We start from the raw sequence: 20,337 nt of genomic DNA, 5'->3' as shown, positions 1-20,337 counted from the left end.
CGTGCGGCTTGCGGTGGTCGAAGACGACGACGGAGTGGGCGACGCCCTGGTGGAGGCGCTCACCGCACGCGGCTACCGCGCCGAGCGCATGCGCCGCGGCGCCGACCTGCTCATCGCCCACCGCGACTACGACGCCGTACTCCTCGACCTCGGCCTGCCGGACGCGGACGGACTGCAGGTGCTGCGGCAACTGCGCGAGGTAAGCGCCGTGCCGGTGCTGATCCTGACCGCCCGCAGCGACGAACGGTCCATCGTGCGGGGGCTACGCGGCGGGGCCGACGACTATGTGGTGAAACCACCGCGGATCGCGGAGCTGATGGCGCGGCTCGAGACGGTGCTGCGCCGGGCAGCCGCCGTCGCCAACCAGAGCAGAACCGAGGTCGTCACCGGGGATGTGCGCGTCGACCTGCGCGCCCGCACGGTCGAGGTCGGTGGATCGCCGATCTCGCTCACCCAGAAGGAATTCGAGCTGGTCGAGGCACTCGTGGAACGACCGGGTGCGGCGGTGAGCAGGCAGCAGCTGATGGACCGGATCTGGGGCGACGCGTTCGTCGCGGTGTCCCGCTCCCTCGATGTCCACATGACCGGGTTGCGCGCCAAACTGAACCGGCCGGGACTGATCACCACCATTCGCGGCTACGGGTATCGGTGGGGGCAGTGATCACCGGAGGACGCGCGTGCGCCGCCGGCTGCTGATCGTCCTCACCGTGTTCGCCGCGCTGGCGGTGCTGTCCTTCGCGGTGCCGCTGTCACTCACCGCCGCCACCAGCCGCACCCAACAGTTGGTGCTCGGCCGTTCCGGCGACGCCGACCGTTTCGCCACCCTCGCCGACGGAGCCGGTTCTCCCGACGGGGTGCGCGCGCTCGCCGACGAGGTGAACCGCTACCACGAGCTGTACGGCGAGAACGTGCTGGTCGTCGACGCGCGGGGCGCGCCGATCGTCAATGCCGGTGTGGTGGTGACCGATTCGCGCATCAGTGCGGCGCTGGCGGCGGCGCGACGCAACCAGCGGCCCCAGCACCAGGATCGGCTCACGCCGTGGAGCGCGCCCGTCTTGCTCGTCGCGCGTCCCGTCGGCACCGGTGTCCAGGTGAACGGGGCCGTCGTGATCGAGGCGTCGACCGCCGCGGCGCGTGCCGCGATCGCCAGGACCTGGGCTGTCATCGCGGTCGGCGGGTTGGTCGCGATGATCGGGTTCATGCTGTTGGCGCTCGTCCTGAGTCGATGGGTGCTGCGTCCTTTGGCCGCGATGTCGGGCGCCGTCGCCGAGCTCACGGCCACCCTGCCCAAGCCACGCGGGCGCGCACCGATCACCAGGAACTACGGCGGTCCGCCCGAGGTCCGCGCGCTGGCCGAGTCGGTCGACGCCATGGCCACCGCGGTCGGTGACTCCGCCGACGCACAACGTCAACTCGTCGCCGACACCGCGCATGCCATGCGTAACCCACTGGCAGCCTTGATGATTCGGCTCGATTCACTCGAGTACGCCGTGCCCGCGACCGCGTCGGCAACCTTTCGTGGTGCTACCGCGGAAGTGGAACGGTTGACCGCGCTGCTGGACGACCTGCTCGAGCTTGCCGTCGCGGAAACACCTGCGTCGTTCGGGACCGCGGCGTCCGAGGAAGAACAGTGCGATCCGGCACAGGTTGTCGCCGACCGCATCGATGCCTGGGTGTCGGCGTTCCAGGAGGCGGGCATTCAATTGGCGGCCCTCCCGCGGACGTCGGCCGTCCAACCGTCGGATTCGAGTGCTGCGTACGGTGGGACCAACGTGGCCGTTGCTCGCGCTTCGTCGTCGGAAGGCAGTGGCGCGAGCAGCTCGGCCGCGGCGCACGTTCCGCCGCCGGACGACAGCGGCGCGATCAACTCGACCGCAGCGCACGTTCCACCGCCTGACGACAGCGGCACGCTGAACCCGACCGCGGCTCGGGTTTCAGCGCCTGACGGCGGGGAGGTGACCGCGGCGATCAGTTCGGCGGCGCTGGCACAGATTCTCGATGTGGCGCTGAGCAATTCCTGCCGATACGCGGGTGCCGGAGCGCACACCCACGTCACCATCGAGGCCGAGCCGGGCTGGGTGACGGTGCGGGTCGCCGACGACGGGATCGGTGTCGCACCGGAGGAACTCGCCAAACTCACCACCCGCTTCTTCCGCGGCACCACAGCTGTCCCGGGCGGCACCGGGCTCGGACTCTCGATCGCGCAGGCATTGGCCAGAGCCCACGGTGGCGAACTGGCTGTGGAGGCGGTACAGCCGCACGGACTCGCCGTGGCAATCCGGCTACCGGCGGTGCTTCGATGAGCGGCGCCGTGCTGAGCAGGCACTGTCCGATGCGGGCGGTGACCCGATGAGCGGCGCGGTACCGATGACGCGTCGTCGGATGCTCGCGCTGACCGCGCTCGCCTCGGCGGCGCTCTTCGGCTGCGGCACGGGCGACCGGTCGACAGTGCGCTTGGCCTCCGGCGAGGACGGCGGCTTCTATTTCGCCTTCGCCCGGCTGCTGGCAGACGCGGCCGCGAACGAAACCGACCACGTCCGGATCGAGCCGGTGGAAACCGCAGGCTCCCAACAGAATCTGCGGATGATCGCCGATGGCGAGGTCGAAACCGCACTGGCGCTGGCGGATTCGGTGGGCGACTTCGCCGGACGGGTACTGGCACTGGGCCGCGTGTACGAGAACTACCTGCAGTTGGCGGTCCACGCCGACAGCGGAATCGAGCAGGTGGCCGACCTGCGTGGCCGACGAGTCAACCTCGGCGCGGCCGGTTCGGGTGCCGCACTGACCGGTGCACGCCTCCTGGCCACGGCAGGCCTCGACCCGACCGTCGATGTGGTGACTGAACATCGTCCCCTGCGTGAGGCCGTCCGGGCATTGACCGACGGTGACATCGACGCCTTGCTGTGGGCAGGCGGCGTACCGACCGCCGCCCTCACCGTGCCCGATCCCATGCGACTGCTCGACCTCGGTGCCCTGGTCGCACCCATGCGCGCGGAGTACGGCCCCGTCTACGACCACGTCGCCATCCCCGCCGACGCCTACCCGGGCAGCCCCGCCGTCCACACGATCGGTGTCACCAACCTGCTCCTCGCCACCGCGACCCTGCCCGACGAAACAGCCGCCGCCATCGTCGAACTCCTCCTCTGGCACGCCGATGCCCTGGTCCCCGCCGAGGCCGCGGGCACCCAATTCCTCGACGGCCGTTTCCTCATCGGCACCGGCACCGTCCCCCTGCATCCTGGCGCCGCCGAGGTCTACCGCCGCTGGCACGGCTGATCGGTTCCCGCTTAGTCCGGCGCGGGCGCCACCCTCTCCCACCTGGGACACCACAACCACGGCCTGAGCGAACGAGGGCCGCGTACCCGAATTCCTCGACAGCCACGACGACCTCTTGCTACAGTCCCAGACAGCAAAACTACGCACGCGTAGAAATACGACTACGCGCATGTAGGAACTTCGCCGGTAGTGGTCGAGCAAGTCCACCACCGCAGTGACAAAAGAGGCGGTCGCGATGGGCTCGAAATCCCTATCCACCAGTGCAACAACAGATTTCGACCTCATCATCACCTTCTGCCTCGACTGGTGGCGCGACCATCCGCGACGCTCGATCGAGACCGCGGGACGGCAGGTCACCATGGCAGGGCAAGCCATCACAGAGCTGGTGCGAGCACTCATCCGTCGCCGCTTCCCGCTGGCGGAGTTCCTCCGGCAGAGCTCCTTCATGGCAACTGTCTCAGCCACACCGACACTGCTCGTAGCAGTCCCCATCGCCGCGATCGTCTCGATCCAGATCGGTTCCCTGGTCAGCCAAGTCGGCGCCACCACCTTCATCGGAGCCGTCAACGGCCTCGGCATCATCCGGCAGGGCGCACCACTGGTGACTTCGCTGATGATCGCGGGCGCGGTCGGCTCCTCGATCTGCGCAGATCTCGGCTCCCGCACGATCCGCGAGGAGATCGACGCGATGCGGGTGATGGGTGTCGATCCGGTGCGCAGGCTCGTCGCACCACGATTGCTGGCGGCGGTGCTGGTGAGCATGCTGCTGTGCGGGTTCGTCGTGTTCATCGGATTCGCCACCGGCTACCTGTTCAACATCTTCGTCCAGGACGGCACGCCCGGCTCCTACCTCAGCACGTTCGCCTCGTTCGCCGTCGCGAGCGACCTGCTGGTCGCGCTGGTGAAGGCGGCGGTGTTCGGCGCACTCACCGCGATCATCGCCTGTGACTGCGGCCTGAACACCAAGGGTGGCCCGGGCGGGGTCGCCGACGCGGTGAACTCCGCGGTGGTCAGTTCGGCGATCGTGCTCTTCGCGGCCAATATCGCGCTCACTCAGATCTACAACACGCTGCTGCCGTCCGAGGTGCTCTGAGATGTCGAATTACACACCGCCCCTGCTCCGTCCGCTCCAGGCGGCGAGATCGGCGACAACGCGTGTCGTCGAGGCGGACGTGCGGCTGGGCCACCAGGGTGTCGTCTTCGCACAAGCGTTGCTCGCCGTTCCGTTCGCGCTGCGGCACTACCGCAGGGAAGTCACGCGGCTGATCATCGATGTCACCTGGGGCAACGGCGCGCTGGTCGTCGGCGGCGGCACGGTCGGGGTGATCGTGATCCTGTGCGGTTTCGGCGGCGTCACCGTCGGCATGGAATCGCACACGGCGCTCGATCTGTTGACGATGAGCCCGCTCACCGGCGCGATCTCGGGATTCGCCACCACCAGGGAGCTGGCCCCACTCCTGGCGACCATCGTTTTCGCCGCCCAGGCGGGTTGCCGGTTCACCGCGCAGATCGGGTCGATGCGAATCGCGGAGGAGATCGACGCCCTCGAGTCGATGGCCATCCGCCCCCTCCCCTACCTGATCAGCACTCGCATGCTGGCCGCCGCCGTCGCGATTCTGCCGCTGTACGCCATCGGCATGGCCACCGCCTACCTCACTGCCAAGATCACCGCGTTCTTCCTCGGCGGCAACGGCATCGGCACCTACGACCACTACTTCCACCAGTTCCTCGACCCGGGCGACCTCGTCTACTCCGTGCTCAAGGCGGTCGCGTTCGTCCTCGTCGCCACGTTCGTCCAGTGCTACTTCGGCTACATCGCCGCCGGCGGGCCGGAAGGCGTCGGAGTCGCGGCCGGGCGGGCGATCAAGGTGACGATCATCGTCGTCGTCTTCCTGAATCTGCTTCTCACACTCGCGATCTGGGGCGTCGACTCCGGCATCCGGATCTCGGGATAGGGAGAACCGACATGTATCCGGATCCCAGTGGGCGCGGCTGGTCGCGTCGGAGACTCGGTGTGGCCGGGGTGGCGATGACGCTGAGCCTGTCCGGGGTGGTCGCGTTGCTCGGCCTGCGGTACACCGGCCACTTCGAGGACACCATCGCGGTGACCGCCCTGATGACGAGCACCGGCGACGGGCTGCCCGCGCGCGCCGATGTGCGCTTTCGCGGGTTGTTGGTCGGCTCGGTGTCGGCGGTGGAGATCGCCGAGCAGGGCCTTCGTCAACGCGTCGACCTGGCGCTGGAACCGGGCGCCGCCGCGGCGATCCCGACATCGGTGACGGCGCGGGTCGTGCCCGCCAATATCTTCGGCGTCACGGCGCTCGAGCTCGTGGACAACGGCCCGGCCGCGACATCCTTGCGTGCCGGTGCGGTGATCGAGCACGACACCAGCCGGGCCACGGTGGCCCTGCAGACGACGCTGACCACCCTGCGCGATGTGCTCGACCGCGTGCGACCCGCGACACTCGCGCGGGTGCTCGCCACGCTGGCCGAAGCACTCGACGGTGATGTCCGGCTGCCGGGTTCCACGATCGAACGCCTCGATCAATGGATCAGCGAGGTCCGCGCCCTGCCCGGCATCGGTGAACTGCTCGGGGATCTCGGTACGGCCACCGCCGCGGTGAACCGGTCGGCGCCCGAACTCGCCGACGCCCTGGGCAAATCGGTCCAGACGGCGCAGACCATCACCGCGCGCCGCAATCAGGTCATCGAATTGCTGACCTCGGCGGGTGCGGCCACCGACGCGACCCAGGCGCTCTTCGTCCGCAACCCCGACGCGGGCAAGGAACTCGTGGTCGGACTGGACGAGACCTTCGGTGCCCTCGCCGACGATCCGGCGGCTATTACCGAAACCGTCACCGCACTGGGGGATTCGCTCAGCCGGCTCGCCACCGCATTCCACTGGGGCCCGAGCAAGCAGATGCAGTGGGACGTCACGGTCTCGTTCACCCCGTTCCGCCAGTACACAGCGGCCGACTGCCCCCGCTACGGCAACCAGGCCGGTCCGCGCTGCGCCACCGGAGCGATCCCGGATTCGCCTGCAGCACAGTCTTTCCCACCGCAACTGATACCCGGTCACCTTCCCTCCGCCGGACCCGCACCGATACCGGCGGCGCCCGGCCTCCCGGCCTTGCCGCCCATCCCCGGCCTGTCGCTGCCCGGTCCGGCAATTCCCGGCCTCACCGCACCCGCGAGTTCCCCGCCGCCCGCCGGACCGATCGCCCTGACCGGTCCCGCCGCGGTGGCCGGGTTCCTCGGTGCGCGTCCTAACGCCGCACAGCTGCTTCTGCTCGGCTCCGCACTTACCGGCGCGACCGTCACAGTCGCGCCGAAGCCCTCGGGAGGACACTGAAATGCGCGGGCGCACCTACTATCTCGGCCTGAGCTTCTTCGTCGCACTGTCCGTGATCGCTACTTACACGATCTGGTCGACGCTGCAGCGGTCGGTGCCCGGTGACACCCACCGCTACAGCGCGACCTTCACCGACGTCCTGGGTCTACGCACCGGCGACGACGTGCGGATCGCCGGGGTGCGGGTCGGCCGGGTGGACGCGATCGACCTGGTCGACCGCAGGCACGCCAGGGTGACTCTGTCCGTGCAATCGCGTCAGCGGCTGAGCACCACCACGAAAGCGCTGATCCGCTATCAGAATCTGATCGGCCAGCGCTATGTGGCGCTCGCCATGGGGGAATCACCGGGCGAACCGTTGCCAGCGGACGGCGCGATTCCCTTGGAACGCACCGAATCCTCCTTCGACGTCTCGACCATGCTGTCGGGCTTCGAGCCGTTGTTCAGCCTGCTGCAACCCGACGATGTGAATTCCCTGTCGGAAACCCTCGTGCAGGCACTGCAAGGCGACGGAGTGTCGTTGTCCGCGTTGATCACCCAGGCCGCCGCACTGGCCACCACCTTCGCCGAGCGCGACGAGATCCTCGGTGCGGTGATCAGCAACCTCGACGATGTGATCACCAGTCTGGCCCATCGCAGTGGCGAGCTGGAAACGTTGATCACCCAGTCGCGCGCCCTGGTCAGCGGGCTCTACGACCAGGGCGCGGTGCTCAGCGGAGCGGTCACGAACATCGCCGAATCGACCACGAAGCTCACCGATCTCATCGCTCGCGTCGCCCCGGGAATGGCCCAGGCACAGCGACAAGCGAGCGAGGGCGTGGCGCTGCTGCTCACCAATGGCGCCCGCTTGGACCAAGCGGCCGTCGAACTTCCGCTGATCATGTCCGGGCTCGCCAGGGTCAGCGGCAACGGCACCTACGTCAACACCTATGTCTGCAGCCTGGATGTCTCGCTGTGGGGCGTGCTGTTCCCCCGCGGCGTGGTCTCCCAGGTCGGCGGCAACGCGCACTCGGAGGTCTGCCGATGATCGAAAACTTGCTCCAGCTCGTCCGCACAACCTTGGGCGACGCGTTCGGCAACCGCAACTTCTCGCTCGGCATCGCGGCCGGGGTGACGGTGATCGTGGTGGTCCTCGGGTCCGCGCTGCTGTCGCGCGCGCACCTGGGCGAGGCGACCCTGCGGGCGGAATTCGCCCAGGCGGCCGGTCTTCGCGTGGGCAACAGCGTCGATGTGGCCGGGATCGAAGTCGGCACGGTCAGCTCGGTGCGACTGGAACGCGACCGGGTGCTGGTGACGATGCGCCTGCGCTCCGACCTCGCCGTCGCCCATGACGCGAAGGCGGCGATCAAGATGTCGACCATTCTCGGCAAGATGCACGTCGAGCTCGACCCGGGAACCGACGGCGAGCTGCCGGATGGCCGTATCCCGTTGTCTGCCACCGCCGTTCCCTACAACCTGGCCAAGGTCGTGAACGATCCGGCCTACCGCAATTCCTTCGAGCATCTCGAACGACTCGACCCGAACGCGTTGCGCGCGAGTCTGGACGCGGTGAGCACCCAGCTGGGCGATTCACCGCACCTCACCGCGCAGGCACTCGACAGCGTCGGCGCGCTGGCCCGGGTGATCGCTTCCCGACGCGACGAGGTGGACCGACTGCTCGACAGCATGGACCAGGTGTCGGGCCTGATCGCCGACAACCAGAACAGCGTGCTCGTGCTGTTGACCAGAGGCGAGGCGATCGGCGCCGCCGTCAGTCGCCGCCGCGACCTGATCAAAGACCTGCTCGACAATATCGCCGCCACCTCGAAGACCCTGCAGGACATGGGCATCGAGGACGGTGGGCGACTCGGACCGCTCGTCCACAGCCTGAACACGATGTCGCAGGGCTTGGAGAAGAACCGCGATCACCTCGCCGCGCTGTATCAGGTGATGCCGGTAGCCGTTCGCCAATTCAACAACACGTTCGCGCAGGGACCCTACGGCGACATCTACATGCCGTGGCTGTTCCCGGACAACTGGCTGTGCCTGGCCGGCGCCGTCGAAGGGTGCGAGTAGATGCGAAGACTGTTCCGATGCCTCGCGCTGGTGATCGTCACCGGGATCGGCGGCGGCTGTTCCTCGATTCCGGTGTCGCTACGCCCAGGTGCCGTTCACCTCACCGCCGATTTCGAAGGCGCCGCAGGCCTTTTCGTCGGCAACGACGTCGCGGCGCTCGGTGTCCCGATCGGACGGGTCGACGCCATCACACCCAGAGGCGCGTTCGTCGAGGTCGCGATGACCATCGAGCCGGGAACCGAACTGCCCGCCGACGTCACGGCGGCGCTGATCTCCCCGCAGCTCATCACCAACCGCCACGTCGAGTTGACCCCGGCCCACACCGGCGACGGACCGACCCTGGCCGACGGCGCCCACATTCCCCTTTCCAGGACGAGGACCCCGGTCGAACTCGACCGTATCCTGCGCAACTTCGAACAGCTCGGCCAAGCGTTGAAGGGCGACAACACGAACGGCCCGATGGCCAGCCGGGTGTTGTTCCCGATGCTCGACGGCAACGGCGATCGAATCCGCGAGACCCTCGACGCGCTGGCGACGACATTCGACGTGACGCTGGCCAACCGCGACCAGATCTCGCGCACCATCGTCGAACTCAACGACCTCACCACGATGATCGCCGGAAACGACCAGACCGTGCGCGATTTCAGCGGTCGGCTCACCGAACTCGTCACCCTGCTCTCCGAACAGGCTCCAGGTTTGGCGGCGGTACTCACCCAGGTGAACGATTTCATCGCCAACACCTCCACCGTCCTGGCCGACAACCGCACCCCACTCACCGACGCGGTGAACCGGTTGGTCGCCATCACCGGTCAGATGCGGGAGAACGCCCGTGGACTCACCGAGATCATCGACGTGACGCCCCTGATGGCCGACAATTTCGCCCGCGCGGTCGACCCCGGCCAGCGGGCCCTGCGGCTGCACCTGCTCACCGACAAGTCATTGCTCGACAACGAAGCTCTCTCGCTGCTGTGCGCGCCGTTGGCCCTGCGCTCCGACGGCTGCCGGACCGGCAAACTCATGGATTTCGGCCCGGACTTCGGTCTGACCGCCGCACTGCTCGGGCTCACCGGATGAGCCGGACCGCCCGCCTCACCGTCGCCGCGCTCACCGCGATCGGCGTTTCCTCGTGCGCGGTCACCGTCGACAACGTGCCGCTGCCCCGCCCCGGCGTCGACGGACCTTCCTACCGCTTGCACGCGGTGTTCGACGACGCGCTCAACTTGCCCGAGCGAGCGCGGGTCAAGTCGAGCGGCAACGACATCGGGGTGGTGACCCGGATCGCGACGACGAACTTCCTCGCCGAGGTCGAACTCGAAGTTCGCCGCGACATCGCGCTTCCGCAGGGCACCCGCGCGGAACTGCGGCAACCGACTCCCCTTGGCGACATCCACGTCGCCATCGTGTTGCCCCAGCATCGCCCCGACGCCCCGCTCCTCACCGACGGTGACGTCATCGACCGCGAGCACACCTCGGCGGGTGCCTCGGTGGAGGAGCTGATGAGCGCGATGGCGATGCTGCTCGACGGCGGCGCGATGAATCAGGTCGCGCGCATCACCTCCGAGCTGAATGCCATCGTCGGCGGACGTGGTCCCCAGCTGTCGCATCTGCTCACCGAACTCACCGCCACGCTCACCGCGCTGAATCGGCGCACCGGGCAGATCGATGCGGTTCTGCACGGACTCGACGGGCTCACCACAACCCTGCGGACCCGCAAGGCCGAACTCGGTCAGGCCGCCGACACCTTCCCGGATCTGATCGGGGTGATCGCCGAGAACAACCGTGCCATCACCGATCTCACCACAAAGGTGTCGACGGTGACCACCGCGCTCGGCGACTTCACCTCAACCACCGGCCCGCAGTTCCTGAGCTTGTTCGACAGCGTGCAGGAATTGATGACCGGCTTCACCCGAATGGGAGACGACCTGGCCACCACATTGGACCGGCTCAACGCGGTGGCGCCGGTGGCGCGGGCATCCATGCGCGGATCGAGTCTCGCTGTCGCGGCGCGTATCTCGTATCTCGACCTCGGCGCCCTCACCGACACCGAGGGCAGCCGGTTGCCCGACGGCACCGACGTCACCGCCTTCGTCGGCAGCCTCGCCCAGGTGCTGGCGCGGGTACTCGGCCGCCTGCAAGGGGGTCACCGATGATCGGGTGGGCCGCTGCTGTTGTCGTCCGGTCGGCCCGCTGGGCGCACAGCCACAAGACCGCGGGGGCCATGATGGGTATGGTCGCCATGCTGGTGATCGGCTCGAGCTACATCGCCGTCGACGTGGTCGGCGTGCGACCGTTGCACACCACCTACACAGTGCACGTCCGGCTCGACAGTTCCGGCGGGCTGCTCCCGCACAGCAACGTCACTGTGCGCGGGGTCGAGGTCGGGTCGGTGCGCGCGATCCGCGTCGACGCGTCGGGCATCCTCGCGGAGATCGACATCGACAGTGCCACACGGATTCCCGTCGGCACGCCGGTGACGGTGGGTCGTCTGTCGGCCGCGGGCGAACAGTACCTCGATTTCCGGCCTGCCACCGGCGAGGCGCCCTACCTCGCCGACGGCGCGACCGTGCCCGCCGACCAGGTGAGCACGCCGGTGACGATCGACTCGTTCCTGGACAACACCGGCGCCCTCGTCGCCGGGATGAATCCGGGCCGGCTCACCGCGATCGTCGACGAACTCGACCGCGCGCTGCGTGGTGGCCCCGAGGTCCTGCGCAGGGTGATCAGCGGCCTGAGCCAGGCGACGGCCGGGCTCGCCGGCCTGCTGCCCCAGACCACCGAACTCATCCGCAACCTGAGCGTCATCGCCGACACCACCGCACATGCCCAGCCCGACCTCACCACCCTGGTTCGGGGTTCGAGCGCGCTGTTCGACCAGATGAACGCCGCCGACCACGAAGTGCGCGAACTGCTCGAACAGGGACCGGGTCGGCTCGCCACCCTCGACGGTGTTCTCACCGAGACCGGCGACCCGCTGACCAGCCTGATCACCAATTTCGTTGCCATCACCCGCGCGGCCCGCCTGCGCACACCCGCCATGACGGCATTGTTCCCCGCTTTGCGCACCGCGGTGATCGCGCTGGGAATCTCCGCCCACGACAACGCCTTTCACACCATGGCCGACATCTGGCCACGCCCCACCTGTGAGTACGAGACCATCCCGGTCTCCCCCGTCGAGATCTCCGACGGACGCGGCCGGCTCTACAACTACTGCGTCACCGACCACCCCGAGCTGCAGATCCGCGGGTCGGCCAACGCGCCGCGCCCCGCCGGACCGGACAACGGCGCGGGCCCACCACCCGGAGTCACCGGCGACGAGTTGTCCGTCCCGTTGCCCGCCAACTGACTCCTACCCACTCAGAGGACCTTTCATGACGACCGAACCCGACAACCCACTCGCCGACGATCCGAGTCCGGAGAGCACCGATCCGGTGACCGAGTCCCGACGAAACAGCCTGCGCCGCATACTGGTTCCCGCAGCCGCGGTCACCACGATCAGCGCCGTCGCGGTCGCGGCGTTCCTCGCCGTGGACAACCACCGGATCCGCGCCCGCGAGCAGGCCCGGGACGCCGCGCTGCAGGCCGCCTGTGCCTACGCCCCCACCCTCGCCCGCTACGACGCCAAGGACCTCGACACCTATTTCGCCGCGGTGCTGGCGGGCGCCACCGGCGACTGGCGCACCGAATTCGACGCGACCAGCAAGGATCTGCGTGAGGTTCTCGTCCAGGGTCAGGTCGTCTCCACCGTCGGCAGCGTCACCTGTGCCATCGAATCCGCCGACGAGACCACGGCGCGGGCCGTAGCCGTCATCAATCAGACCATCACCAGCCTCGGCACCCGAGGCACACCCGCTCCCGGCCAGCTCTCGGTGAACATGTCGCTACGCAAGGACACCGACCGCTGGTTGGTCAGCGAAGTCAGTACTCCGATACTCACCCGATGAAGGAGGGCCACATGGCCTCGTTACGAACCTGGATTTCACTGCCGAAGGTGGAACCCGCCGAGGATTACGGCTTTTTCGGACCCGATTCCGTCGCATGGCGGGTGTGGAGTTATCCGACCGGATTGACGATCGGTTTCCAACGCGCGGTCGTCATCGAGGAACTCGATCCGAGCCTCATCGCGGCCGTCGACGCGACAAGCGCGATCTACACCCGCCCGCGCACTCGTTATGATCGCACGCTGCGCTATTTCGCCATGGTGATGTTCGCCGACAGTCGGTCGACGGTCAGCGCCGCCGATATCCTGGTCAAGATCCATTCCAAGGCCGTCGGGATCGATCCGGTGACCGGTCGACAGTACGACGCCAACGATCCGGATTCGCAACTGTGGATCCACCTGACCGCGTGGCATTCGCTCCTGATCGCCTACGAGAAGTTCGGCCCCGGCCGGCTCAGCGCGGCCGATGAATCGCAGTATTGGCACGAGTGCGCCCGTGCCGCGGAATTGCAGACCTGCGACCCGGCCGATATTCCCCGCACTCGCGAGGGCGTGGCCCAGTATTTCGACCGGATGCGCCCTCAGCTGATCGGATCCGACATCGCGAAGAAAGCGATGAATCATCTGCTCGACGCCGAGGTGATGCTGCCGCCCATGCCGATGTTGCTGCGGCCGATGTTCAAGGTCGTGGCGGCCTTCCTGCGACGCGGCACGCTGGCGACGATGCCGCGCTGGATGCGCGAGATGGCGGGCTTGCCGACCGGGCGGGTTCTCGACGCCCTCGTTGTGCCCTGGCTGAGCGCGGCGATGACCCTGGTCAGTTTCAACGCCCGGCTCGAACTGCTTCTGCTGCAACTCATCTCGCCGACGACGGTACCGGTGGCCGCGCCGATGCTGCTCGGCATACCGCCGAAGAACCCCGTGACGACCACACCACGGCAAGCCCAGCGCAAGTACGGATACGACATCCCCGCCCGAGCCCACCACACACTGCGCCAGAAGCAACGCGATCGCGTGTTGAGCAGGGGGCTACCGCCCTCGGAGGAAGGGCTCATCGAATCGCAGCCGATCCTCGGCGACATGGCCTGAACGAAGGAGATCACTCGTGTTCACGAAACTCATGGAACGCCGACTCAGTATCCGTCAGATGATGTATCTGGCCCTCGCCGGTGGCATTCCCTATGTTGCGATCGGGCTGGTCTGGTTGCTCGCGCATCGAGACCACCTCGGCGAGCTGTCCGGGCTCGACCGATTCTTCTCGATCCTCGGCCAGGTCATCGCCTGGCCGGTACTGCTCGTCGCCGACGTCGACCTGCGGTAGAAATCCGCGGCATCACCGCGACTCCGCGCCGGGCTCCTGCGGCAATGTCCGCACCATGGAACGGACCGTGGCGCGCAGCCGTTCGGGCGGAAAACGTTGCGGGTCGGACAGCACCATCCTGCCGAGCACCTCCGTGAAACCGAGCATGACGTGGGCGATCAGTTCCACATCGGCATCGTGAGGTCCGCCGCGCACGGCGAAGCCGGCGTTCAGCAGGTCTACGCACTGGTCGAGCAATTTGTCGCGGGCGGCACCGAGCAGTTCCCGGTAATCGGCCGGTGCCCCGTCGCTGTGCATGAGAATCAGGCGCCAGCGCGTCGGCGCCGCGGCCACCGATTCGAGAAAAGCCATCACCGCCCCGACATACTCGCGGTCGGGATCGGAGCCACGCAGATCACCCGGCATCGCCGCGAAAACCTGCGCCATCCCCCGGGAGTGTTCCCGGTGCAGCAGGTGGGCGACCAGCTCCGGCGCCGTCGGAAACATCGCGTACAGCACCGGTTTGGCGACGCCCGCTTCCTTGGCGACCGCCTGCATGGTCAGATTCGCAATACCTTCGCTACCGACCACCCGCAGCGCGGCGTCGAGCAGCTGCGTTCGACGCTCGTCCGGCGGCAGCCGAGGGCCGTTGCGGCGCTTCGGACGAACCTCGGATCTGCTGGCACTCACCAGACCATCATCCCCCACGCACAGTCGCGCGGTGGCGTCAGCGCGCTGCCGGTACCGCGGCCGCGAGCTGGTTGCCGACGTCCAAAGCCAGGCCGAAGATATCGGCCGGAAGTGTGCGGCCCTGACACATGGCGATGGTGCAGCCGGCGTAGGCGCCGGTGCCGAGCAGGATCGCCGACAGGTTCTGCGCGTCGAGCAGCAGCGCGCGTTCCTCCGGTGTCGCGCCGGTCCGATGGATCGGGTCGGGCGCGATGTTCGGGTCGTCGAGGGGTTCCGGCTGGTTCTCGATGGCGGCGACGATCCGGTGGAACAGCATTCGGTTGTCGGGATTGCTTGTGCCGGTGAGGAATCCGGTGAGATTGTTCGGGTCGATGGTCGCGGGCACGCCGAGCCGGACGATCACCAGGTCACGACTGGGAATCACCACGGCCAACTGGCCGAGGGCACCGGAGAAGGCGATCGCGTCGTGCGGGAGACCGGGAAACAGGCGATGGTTGTAGTGGGCGGGCACCGGCACGTTCACCCCGCGGAAGGTCTCCCCCGCGTTCAGCCACAGCAGGAAGCCGTACCCGCCGTTGGCCTCGGTCGGCGTGGCGGCCTGGCGCAGGTAGTCGGCGTCGATCAGCCGGTTGCCCGCCCATTCACCCTGTTGCAGAACGAGCCGGGCGATTCGGGCCAGGTCGGCGGGGCGCATGGCCAGACCACCGGCGACAGCGGTCGTGGCGTCGCGATCACGCAGCCACACCCAGTGATCGCGGGGAATGCTCAACGGGCCCATCAGTTCTCGCTGCACGAAGTCCTGATAGTCCAGGCCGGTGGTGATCTCGATGATGCGTGGGAGCAGGCCGAGCACCGCCTGCGCGTACTGGAAGGTGGTGCCCGGTTCGTAGTCGATCGGGGCGGCCAGGATTCGGTCGACGGTGCTGGTGGCGATCGACGCGACGTCGGCGGGCCAGGAGAAGTGCAGGCCGGTGGTCTGGGTGAGGACCTGGCGCACCGTGATCCGCGCGTGCGCGGGGTCGGCCATGGGGAAGAACCTGCCGATGGGGTCGTCGAGCCCGAAGTGACCGAGGGTCACCGCCCGGCCGACCGCGACGGCGGTGACCCCTTTGCTCGCACTGAACAGCGGCATCGGCAGGTCACCGGTCGGCGCGTGGTCGGCCACCAGGCAGCCGTGCCGGTAGACCTGGATGGCGTGGGCCTTCGCACCGATGCCGAAATCGATCGCGGCGGCCAGCGCGGCCTCGTCCATGCCGACCTCGGCGGCCGCGCGCCGTTCGGGTGCGGCACCGGGCGCGGCCTCGACGCACCGGGTCTGCGCGTGCGCGGCCGGTGGCTGGATCACCGCGGGACTCAGCGCGAGCGCGGTGGTGAGCACGACCGTGCCCAATCGGGACGACATGAACAAGACCTCCAGGGGTGGCGCGGGCCTGCGGGCCTGCCGTCGATCGATGGGTCAGACCCGGGCGGCGACGAAGGCCGCGGCCTCGCCGGCGTACCGCTTGTACTGCAGGTGGACGTTCCAGTCCGTGCCCTGTGGGTCGCACACCGGGTCGTTGTCGTTGCACACGTCGTAGGTGCGGTCGGCGTACACGCCGGTGACCGCACGGCCCACCCCGCGAATAGGGTTGCCGAACAACAGGATCGCCGCGATCCTCGGCGCCAGTTCGGCGGGCAGCGTGGCCACGATCGGCCCGCCGACCCGGGCGCCCTCGCTGCTGATCCCGATCGAGTTGTCCACCACGTTGGCGCCCTGGGAGTAGCCGACGAGCACGAACTTCTGATCCGGGCAGGCCGCCGCCCGTTCGACCACATGATCGACCAGGTCGCGGTTGCCCGCCTGCACGGACGCGGGCTGTTCGTGGCTCGCCGGGTACTGCACCCGATAGGCGTTCGTCGATCGCGCCAGGGCGTCGTCGATGGCCGCGTACACGGGGTTGCCGACCACGGTGCCCAGTTTGTACCGGCTCCACACCCCACCGGGTTCGTTGGTTCCGCGGGCTGCGACGACGTGGACGTCGACACAGCCCGCCGCCTGGGCGGCGGCGGGCGCGGCCACGCCGGTGACGGTGCCCGCCAGTACGGCGGCGGAAAGTGCCAGGCCCAGGCGGGCGCGGATTTCGATCACGGTTCGTCCTTCGCATCGGTCGTCGATGGCCGAGAGCGTATGCGGGCGGACCGGCGCCGATCGGCGCACGGCACGCGCTTTTGGCACGGTTCACACCGAACGCGACGATAGAGCCGCCGTTCGCCCACCGATTCCCAGGGCCGCCGGTTCAGCTGCAGCAGTTGGGGTCGAGCACCGTGCACAGCGCCGACAGCGCCTCGCGGCGCGCCCGATGGAAGGTGTTCATCCCGCGCCGCTCGGATTCGACGAGGCCGGCCTTGCGCAACTGCCCGAGGTGATGCGAGACGGTCGACTCACTGAGCTCGACGGCAGCGGCCAGGTCACCACCATTGCTCTCCCCTGCCGGAGTGGTGAGCAGCAATGACAGCAGTTTCACCCGGACCGGGTCGGCGATGGCTTTGAGCCGCAACGCCACCTCCAGCGCGGCGGCATCGTCGACCGGTGCCGCCGCCACGGGTGCGCAGCAGACGGGAGCGGACATATCGATCACGGGTAGCGCCTTGGGCATGTCGACGACTCTACGCTCGGTATTGACATATGTCGAAAAGGTGAGCACACTCGAGCTCGCAAGTTCTTCGACATATGTCTCACAAGTGGAGGTTCGATCATGTCCCGAATTCAGCTGGCCCTCAATGTCGACGATCTCGACCAGGCCGTGCGTTTCTACTCGACCCTGTTCGCCACCGAGCCGGCCAAGCGCAAGCCCGGCTACGCCAATTTCGCCGTCACCGACCCGCCGCTCAAGCTGGTGCTGATCGAGAACGCAGGCAAGGGCGGCAGCCTCAACCACCTCGGCGTGGAGGTCGAGTCGTCCGAGCAGGTTCACGGCGAGATCGCGCGCCTGTCGCAGGCGGGGTTGTTCACCGAGGAGCAGATCGCGACGACCTGTTGCTTCGCCACCCAGGACAAGGTGTGGGTGAGCGCGCCCGACGCCGAGCGGTGGGAGGTCTACACCGTGCTGGCCGACAGCGAAACCTTCGGCAGCGCACCGCAACTCGTCGAAGTGGAGCAGGGCGACGCATGCTGCGGCACCGCAGCGGAGGCCGAGACGGAAGGCGCCTGCTGCGGCACCGAGGCCAAGCAGAAGGCGGTGGCGTCGGGCGCGAGTTGCTGCAGCTGACAAGTCGGCCCGGCGCGGGAATCGCTGCGCCGGGCCAGAACTCGACATTTCTCCGAGTTGACGCTCCCGAAAGAGTGAGTGTACAGTCACTCACATGAGCAAGAGCGGAGCAACACTCTCCCGATCCGACATCCGCCGCGATGCCGTGGTCGATGCCGCGATCGTCGAGTTCGCCCGCACCGGCTACCACGGCACCCCGATCAGCACGGTCGCGGCGACGGCACAGATCTCACCGGCCTACGTATTCAAGCTGTTCCCCGGCAAGGTCGCCCTGTTCGTCGCCGCGCTCGAGCGATGCTTCGACCGGATCGCTGCGGCCATGTCGACCGGTGCGGCACAGTCCGCCGGCGACAGCCCCGAGCAGATCCTCTACGACATGGGCGGCGCGTATGCGCAGCTGATCAGCGACCGGAGCCTGCTCATGCTGCAGGTCCACGCCCAATCGGTGGCCGATGTGCCCGAGATCGGCGCGGCGATGCGCGCCGGGCTCGCCCGGATCACCGAACTCGCCAAACACCGCTCCGGCGCCGCGGACGAACACGTCCAGCGATTCATCGCCTTCGGCCAACTCTGCCACCTCATCACCACTCTCGGCCTCGACGGCGACGACAGCCCGTGGGCGAGGATCGTCACCGCGGGCATCCGGCACCCGGACGCCGGCTGACCAACCGATGCCCCCTTGCGGGGCATTTTTTCGACCCATCGAGTGATTGACCAGTCACACACTAGGAGAATCATGTCTGTCATCGCCACCGAAATCGTCCTGCCCGACCGGGTGGAGCCCGAAGGACTGCTCGTGACCCGGCGTCCGTTGCCCGCCCCCGGTCCCGGCCAGGCCGTGGTCGCCGTCGCGGCGAGCGGTGTCTCGTTCGCCGAGCAGCAGATGCGGCGCGGCAAGTACTACGACCAGCCGTCCTTCCCCTTCGTTCCCGGCTACGACCTGGTCGGTACCGTCCTCGCGGTCGGTGCCGGCGTCGACGCGGACATGGTCGGCAAGCGGGTGGCCGCGCTGACCAAGATCGGCGGGTGGAGCAGTCACGCCCTGCTCGACGCCGCAGATCTCGTCGCGGTGCCCGACGGGCTCGCTGCCGAGGCTGCGGAAACCTTTGTCGTCAACGGCATCACGGCCTGGCAGATGTTGTTCCGCATCACGAAAGCGCACACCGGACAGACTGTGCTGGTGCACGGCGCCAACGGGGGCGTCGGCTCGACGCTGGTGCAGCTGGCCCGCGCCGAGGGCATTCAGGTCATCGGCACGTCTTCGGCGCGTCATGCCGAGGCGTTGCGTGCGCTCGGCGCCACCTGGGTGGACTATCGCGGCGATGTGGGTCAGCAGGTCCGGGCGCTGGCACCCGGCGGCGTGGACGCGGTGTTCGACCACATCGGCGGCCCGGGGATCGCGGATTCGTTCGCGCTGCTCGCGCCCGGTGGCACCCTGGTGTCCTATGGCACCGCGTCGACCAAGGACGACGCGGGCAATTCGCGGCTTCCGGTTCTGCGGTTGCTGGTCCGGTTGCTGGTGTGGAACGCGTTACCCAACAAGCGCAATGCGCATTTCTTCAATCTGTGGGCGGGTAAGCGCGATCTGCCGCGTTTCCGTGCCCGCATCGCCGAGGATCTGACGGCCGTTTTCGATCTCGCCGCGCGCGGTGTGCTGCGCGCACAGGTCGGTGCGCGCGTGCCGCTGTCGGAGGCGGGGCGAGCGATGCGGCTCGCCGAATCTCGCACCGTCGTCGGCAAAGTCGTGCTGGTCGCCGACACCGAGTCCTGAATCCCCCAACTGATCCTGGAGAAATCGCGATGTCCGCTCTGCGTGTTCTGCTCGACAACCGTCCGTCCTACCTCAGTTTCGGTGCCGCGTGGCTGCTCGGGCACGGCGCTTACGCCGTGTCCCACGGTGATTCGCCGCTTGTTCGACTGCCCGCCGTTGTGCCGGGCGCACTGCTGGTCGGTGGCCTGCTGATCGCGATGGTGGTGACCAGTGTAGTCACGATGCGCGCCAAGCGGGGTGCCACCGGGGCCGAGGCGGTGGTCGGCAATCTGCTGGCCGCGTCGTGGCTGGTGGGTTTCGGAGCACTGTTCTTCGTCATCACGGCACTGAGTTCGGCTCTGGCCGACGAGAACTTGCGAATGCTGTTGTGGCCCACGGGGTCTGGTCTGGTGGTCGGCCTGCTGTACCTCGCCGGTGGTGCCGCTTACCGTGACGTGCTGCAGTACGCCCTCGGTGCGTGGCTGGCGTTGACGTCCTCGGCGGCGCTGTTCCTGACGGGTGCGAGCCCGTACTGGGTGCTGGCGCTGGCCGGTGGTGGCAGTTATCTGGTCGCGGCCGCGCTCGAACCTCGTCGCCGCGCAGTCGCCGCCTGAATCAGCGTCCGCCGTCGTCGAGCCCGGCTCGGCGGCGGTTCGCTGTGTTTCCCTTCCCCTTCTCACTGTATACACAATCGCGGCCGTTCATGAGACATCGGAAAGTAGTCCATAATCG

22 protein-coding genes are annotated in these 20,337 nt (G+C 68.0%); 18 read left to right on the top strand and 4 right to left on the bottom strand.

All coding sequences use genetic code 11. The features are described from left to right. Position 1: 1 nt before the first annotated feature. The 14 genes from LDL21_RS08200 to LDL21_RS08135 all read left to right on the top strand — a co-directional run bounded on the left by LDL21_RS08200 (position 2) and on the right by LDL21_RS08135 (position 13,938). Positions 2-661: a response regulator transcription factor gene (locus LDL21_RS08200; RefSeq protein ID WP_181697458.1), complete on the top strand. Its 660-nt coding sequence runs from the start codon at positions 2-4 to the stop codon at positions 659-661. Between the two features lie 16 nt (positions 662-677). Further along, on the top strand, positions 678-2,303 hold the full coding sequence (locus tag LDL21_RS08195; RefSeq protein ID WP_225279479.1) for a sensor histidine kinase: 1,626 nt from the start codon (positions 678-680) through the stop codon (positions 2,301-2,303). Positions 2,304-2,349: 46 nt separating this feature from the next. Further along, entirely contained in the window at positions 2,350-3,276 is a 927-nt protein-coding gene (locus LDL21_RS08190) for a TAXI family TRAP transporter solute-binding subunit (protein WP_225279478.1), read from the top strand. 235 nt (positions 3,277-3,511) lie between these two features. Beyond that, a complete protein-coding gene (locus LDL21_RS08185) occupies positions 3,512-4,369 on the top strand; it encodes an MlaE family ABC transporter permease (protein WP_225279477.1) in 858 nt (285 codons plus the stop codon). 1 nt (position 4,370) lies between these two features. After that, on the top strand, positions 4,371-5,231 hold the full coding sequence (locus LDL21_RS08180; RefSeq protein ID WP_225279476.1) for an ABC transporter permease: 861 nt from the start codon (positions 4,371-4,373) through the stop codon (positions 5,229-5,231). Positions 5,232-5,242: 11 nt separating this feature from the next. Continuing rightward, positions 5,243-6,628 (top strand): MlaD family protein, encoded by a 1,386-nt coding sequence (locus LDL21_RS08175; protein ID WP_225279475.1) that lies wholly within the window; start codon positions 5,243-5,245, stop codon positions 6,626-6,628. A 1-nt stretch (position 6,629) separates the two neighbouring features. Next, complete coding sequence (locus LDL21_RS08170) at positions 6,630-7,652, top strand: MCE family protein (protein WP_225279474.1); 1,023 nt, start codon at positions 6,630-6,632, stop codon at positions 7,650-7,652. Then, positions 7,649-8,680 carry an MlaD family protein gene (locus tag LDL21_RS08165; RefSeq protein ID WP_225279473.1) on the top strand — a complete coding sequence of 344 codons (1,032 nt, stop codon included), beginning with the start codon at positions 7,649-7,651 and terminating at the stop codon, positions 8,678-8,680. The genes LDL21_RS08170 and LDL21_RS08165 overlap by 4 nt, the downstream gene beginning before the upstream one ends. Next, positions 8,681-9,754 carry an MCE family protein gene (locus LDL21_RS08160; RefSeq protein WP_225279472.1) on the top strand — a complete coding sequence of 358 codons (1,074 nt, stop codon included), beginning with the start codon at positions 8,681-8,683 and terminating at the stop codon, positions 9,752-9,754. Next, complete coding sequence (locus tag LDL21_RS08155; RefSeq protein ID WP_225279471.1) at positions 9,751-10,830, top strand: MCE family protein; 1,080 nt, start codon at positions 9,751-9,753, stop codon at positions 10,828-10,830. The genes LDL21_RS08160 and LDL21_RS08155 overlap by 4 nt, the downstream gene beginning before the upstream one ends. Continuing rightward, positions 10,827-12,023: an MCE family protein gene (locus tag LDL21_RS08150; protein WP_225279470.1), complete on the top strand. Its 1,197-nt coding sequence runs from the start codon at positions 10,827-10,829 to the stop codon at positions 12,021-12,023. Before LDL21_RS08155 ends, LDL21_RS08150 begins: the two co-directional genes overlap by 4 nt. A gap of 25 nt (positions 12,024-12,048) precedes the next feature. Next, complete coding sequence (locus LDL21_RS08145) at positions 12,049-12,621, top strand: Rv1363c family protein (protein WP_225279469.1); 573 nt, start codon at positions 12,049-12,051, stop codon at positions 12,619-12,621. An 11-nt stretch (positions 12,622-12,632) separates the two neighbouring features. Next, a complete protein-coding gene (locus tag LDL21_RS08140) occupies positions 12,633-13,706 on the top strand; it encodes an oxygenase MpaB family protein (RefSeq protein WP_181697309.1) in 1,074 nt (357 codons plus the stop codon). 16 nt (positions 13,707-13,722) lie between these two features. After that, positions 13,723-13,938, top strand: a complete 216-nt coding sequence (locus LDL21_RS08135) for a hypothetical protein (protein WP_225279468.1) — start codon at positions 13,723-13,725, stop codon at positions 13,936-13,938. Between the two features lie 12 nt (positions 13,939-13,950). Here LDL21_RS08135 and LDL21_RS08130 read toward each other — a convergent pair whose 3' ends face one another. The 4 genes from LDL21_RS08130 to LDL21_RS08115 all read right to left on the bottom strand — a co-directional run bounded on the left by LDL21_RS08130 (position 13,951) and on the right by LDL21_RS08115 (position 17,243). Continuing rightward, positions 13,951-14,607, bottom strand: coding sequence for a TetR/AcrR family transcriptional regulator (locus LDL21_RS08130; protein ID WP_225279467.1), 657 nt, complete (start codon positions 14,605-14,607; stop codon positions 13,951-13,953). A 37-nt stretch (positions 14,608-14,644) separates the two neighbouring features. Then, a complete protein-coding gene (locus LDL21_RS08125; protein ID WP_225279466.1) occupies positions 14,645-16,009 on the bottom strand; it encodes a serine hydrolase domain-containing protein in 1,365 nt (454 codons plus the stop codon). 54 nt (positions 16,010-16,063) lie between these two features. Further along, positions 16,064-16,735: a cutinase family protein gene (locus tag LDL21_RS08120; RefSeq protein WP_225279465.1), complete on the bottom strand. Its 672-nt coding sequence runs from the start codon at positions 16,733-16,735 to the stop codon at positions 16,064-16,066. A 148-nt stretch (positions 16,736-16,883) separates the two neighbouring features. After that, positions 16,884-17,243: an Rv2640c family ArsR-like transcriptional regulator gene (locus LDL21_RS08115; protein WP_181697306.1), complete on the bottom strand. Its 360-nt coding sequence runs from the start codon at positions 17,241-17,243 to the stop codon at positions 16,884-16,886. Between the two features lie 99 nt (positions 17,244-17,342). On the opposite strand from LDL21_RS08115, the gene LDL21_RS08110 reads away from it, so the two are divergent. From LDL21_RS08110 to LDL21_RS08095, 4 genes are all read left to right on the top strand, one after another. Next, positions 17,343-17,855, top strand: coding sequence for an ArsI/CadI family heavy metal resistance metalloenzyme (locus tag LDL21_RS08110; protein ID WP_225279464.1), 513 nt, complete (start codon positions 17,343-17,345; stop codon positions 17,853-17,855). A gap of 94 nt (positions 17,856-17,949) precedes the next feature. Then, positions 17,950-18,519: a TetR/AcrR family transcriptional regulator gene (locus LDL21_RS08105; RefSeq protein ID WP_225279463.1), complete on the top strand. Its 570-nt coding sequence runs from the start codon at positions 17,950-17,952 to the stop codon at positions 18,517-18,519. Positions 18,520-18,591: 72 nt separating this feature from the next. After that, positions 18,592-19,626 carry a medium chain dehydrogenase/reductase family protein gene (locus LDL21_RS08100; RefSeq protein WP_225279462.1) on the top strand — a complete coding sequence of 345 codons (1,035 nt, stop codon included), beginning with the start codon at positions 18,592-18,594 and terminating at the stop codon, positions 19,624-19,626. A gap of 29 nt (positions 19,627-19,655) precedes the next feature. Continuing rightward, positions 19,656-20,219 (top strand): ABC transporter permease, encoded by a 564-nt coding sequence (locus LDL21_RS08095; RefSeq protein WP_181697302.1) that lies wholly within the window; start codon positions 19,656-19,658, stop codon positions 20,217-20,219. The last annotated feature ends 118 nt before the right edge of the window (positions 20,220-20,337 follow it).

This window comes from Nocardia rosealba (genome assembly GCF_020216065.1).
GTDB classification, from domain to species: domain Bacteria; phylum Actinomycetota; class Actinomycetes; order Mycobacteriales; family Mycobacteriaceae; genus Nocardia; species Nocardia rosealba.
The sequence above is the reverse complement of the archived record's forward strand: the minus strand, read 5'-3'. Positions and strand labels throughout refer to the sequence as shown.